Below are 3,061 nucleotides of genomic sequence, written 5' to 3'. Positions count from 1 at the left end.
ACACCCCCGAACGCCCCCAACTCCCCCATGCCACAAGAAGACAAGGGCGGAGAAAGCGGAAGCGAAGACGGTGGCAAAGACGGCAGTGAAGACAGAAAGGGAAGACGGCGGCCGAAGCGGCGAGAACAGAAGGGACGGCCAGGAGGCAAGGCACGTCAGCGACACGTCACCAGTACGACTGCGGCGCGAATGCGCCCCCGATACGCGCCCCGAATACGCCCGACGCGCCCTCAAGTACCGTGGTAGGAGGCCTGATACCCCACCACCGACGGGGTCGTTTTTCGGCCAAATCCCTCTCACGCGGACAGCGTCGAACACTCTCCGTACAGGCTGTGCGTACCACCGGGCGGTCGCGCAGTCCGGGAGACGGAGCACGCCTCCCGGACCGTTCCGCCGCCCGCGGGGATGGAGGCGGCGGTGTCCCCCAGCCCACTGGATCCAGTACAGCGGGCCGACCCACGCAACGACCATGGAACCGCTCCCGCGATGGCCGGAGAAGAGCGCACGGACAGGCGCACGGCCACACAGTGGGAGCACACCGCAACAGCCCGTATCCGAAACGCACTTCAGTACGGACCACAATCCCGCCAACCGGAACAATGCCCCTTAACGCTTGGGATGCGGCGAACTACGCTGTGTTTACGAATGCCGCGTGGTTATGCCAACGTCGGCAGCCGTCTGTGTCGAGGGGTGGCGCATGTCCAGGGAGCAACGCGGGCCGAACGAAAAACTCGGCGCCGTTCTCGCCCTCGCGGGAATCTCGAACGCAGGCCTCGCGCGGCGCGTCAACGATCTTGGCGCTCAGCGAGGACTGACGCTTCGCTATGACAAAACGTCGGTGGCGCGCTGGGTGTCGAAGGGCATGGTGCCGCAGGGTGCGGCGCCGCACCTCATCGCCGCCGCCATCGGCCAGAAGCTCGGCCGCCCGGTGCCGCTCCACGAGATCGGCCTGGCGGACGCGGACCCCGCGCCCGAAGTCGGCCTCGCCTTCCCGCGGGACGTCGGACAGGCGGTGAAGACGGCGACGGAGCTGTACCGCCTCGACCTCGCGGGCCGCCGCGCCGGGGGCGGCATCTGGCAGTCGCTGGCCGGATCGTTCGCGGTGAGCGCGTACGCGACGCCCGCCTCACGATGGCTGATAACCCCGGCCGACAGTTCGGTAGCGCGTGACGTGGTCCCCGGCGAGGACTCCGGCGCACCGCTCAAAGTCGGCCACAGTGATGTGCAGAAGCTGCGGGAGGCCGCCGAGGACGCGCGGCGCTGGGACTCCAAGTACGGCGGCGGCGACTGGCGTTCGTCGATGGTGCCCGAGTGCCTAAGGGTGGAGGCGGCTCCCCTCCTGCTCGGCTCCTACTCCGACGAGGTCGGCCGGGCCCTCTTCGGCGCCTCCGCCGAACTCACCCGGCTCGCCGGCTGGATGGCCTTCGACACGGGCCAGCAGGAAGCGGCCCAGCGCTACTACATCCAGGCCCTGCGCCTGGCCCGGGCGGCGGCGGACGTCCCCCTCGGGGGCTACGTCCTGGCCTCCATGTCCCTCCAGGCCACCTACCGCGGCTTCGGCGACGAGGGCGTGGACCTCGCCCAGGCCGCCCTGGAACGCAACCGCGGCCTCGCCACGGCCCGCACGATGAGCTTCTTCCGCCTCGTCGAGGCCCGGGCACACGCGCGTGCCGGTGACGCCCAGGCGGCCGGCGGCGCCCTGAAGGCGGCCGAGAGCTGGCTGGAGCGCGCCCGCCCCGGCGACAACGACCCGAGCTGGCTCGGCTTCTACTCCTACGACCGCTTCGCCGCCGACGCGGCCGAGTGCTACCGCGACCTGAAGGCCCCGCGCCAGGTCCGCCGCTTCACGGAACAGGCCCTCTCGAAGCCCACCGAGGAGTTCGTCCGCTCGCACGGCCTGCGCCTGGTCGTCTCCGCGGTCGCCGAACTGGAGTCGGGAAACCTGGACGCGGCGTGCGAGCAGGGCGTACGAGCGGTGGAGGTCGCCGGGCGCATCTCCTCGGCCCGCACCACCGAGTACGTCAAGGATCTCCTGCACCGGCTGGAGCCGTACGGCGACGAGCCACGCGTGGTCGAGCTGCGGGAGCGCGCCCGGCCGCTGCTGATGGCTCCGGCATAGGCGGACAGGCATGCCGGCGTCCCCGCGTTTGAAGGCATTGTCAGTGGCGCAGTGCACTATCGAAGCGGGAGGTGGTGCAGGTGGCGCGGGTACCGGAGATCGCGTACGACTGTGACGTGCTGGTGATCGGCGGGGGGATCGTCGGTCTGTCGACGGCGTACGCGATCACACGGGCCGCACCGGGCACACGTGTCACGGTCCTGGAGAAGGAACCGGGCCCGGCCCGGCACCAGACCGGCCGCAACAGCGGCGTCATCCACAGCGGCATCTACTACCGCCCCGGCTCCCTCAAGGCGCGCTACGCGGTGCGGGGCGCGGCGGAGATGGTCAAGTTCTGCGCCGAGTACGGCATCCCGCACGCCGTCACCGGCAAGCTGATCGTCGCGACCGACCGCTCCGAGCTGCCCCGCCTGCACGCACTCGTGCAGCGCGGCCGGGAGAACGGGATACCGGTGCGTGAACTGGGCGGGTCCCAGATCGCGGAGTACGAGCCGGAGGTGCGGGGCCTCGCCGCCATACACGTCGGTACGACCGGCATCTGCGACTTCGTCGCGGTCGCCCGCCAGCTGGCCCACGGCTCGGGCGCGGAGATCCGCTACGGCACGAGAGTCGTCCGTGTCGACCGCCGCCCCGAGCGGGGAGTCGCCGTGCTCACGGCCGCCGGGGACGTCGTACGCGGGCGGATGCTGGTGAACTGCGCGGGCCTTTACAGCGACGAGATCGCCCGGCTGACCGGGGACGACCCGGACGTCCGGATCGTGCCGTTCCGGGGCGAGTACTACGAGCTGGCCCGGCCGGAGCTGGTGCGGGGCCTGGTGTATCCGGTCCCCGACCCGGCGTTTCCGTTCCTCGGGGTGCATCTCACACGCGGGATCGACGGGGGTGTCCACGTCGGGCCCAACGCGGTGCCGGCGCTGGCCCGCGAGGGGTACGGGTGGGGGA

The 3,061-nt window shown here is 70.9% G+C and carries 2 protein-coding genes; both read left to right on the top strand.

Annotated features, from left to right (window positions below; translation table 11 throughout):
• The first annotated feature begins 697 nt into the window (after positions 1–697).
• Positions 698–2,119, top strand: a complete 1,422-nt coding sequence (locus tag CA983_RS42090) for an NsdA family TPR-like regulatory protein (RefSeq protein ID WP_086605910.1) — start codon at positions 698–700, stop codon at positions 2,117–2,119.
• A gap of 74 nt (positions 2,120–2,193) precedes the next feature.
• Positions 2,194–3,061 (top strand): L-2-hydroxyglutarate oxidase (gene lhgO, locus CA983_RS42085; RefSeq protein WP_425276513.1); only part of this gene is annotated, 868 nt, incomplete at its 3' end.

The sequence above is a fragment of the Streptomyces swartbergensis genome, from assembly GCF_002148965.1.
Taxonomy (GTDB): domain Bacteria; phylum Actinomycetota; class Actinomycetes; order Streptomycetales; family Streptomycetaceae; genus Streptomyces; species Streptomyces swartbergensis.
This window is presented reverse-complemented; position numbering and strand designations above follow the sequence as displayed.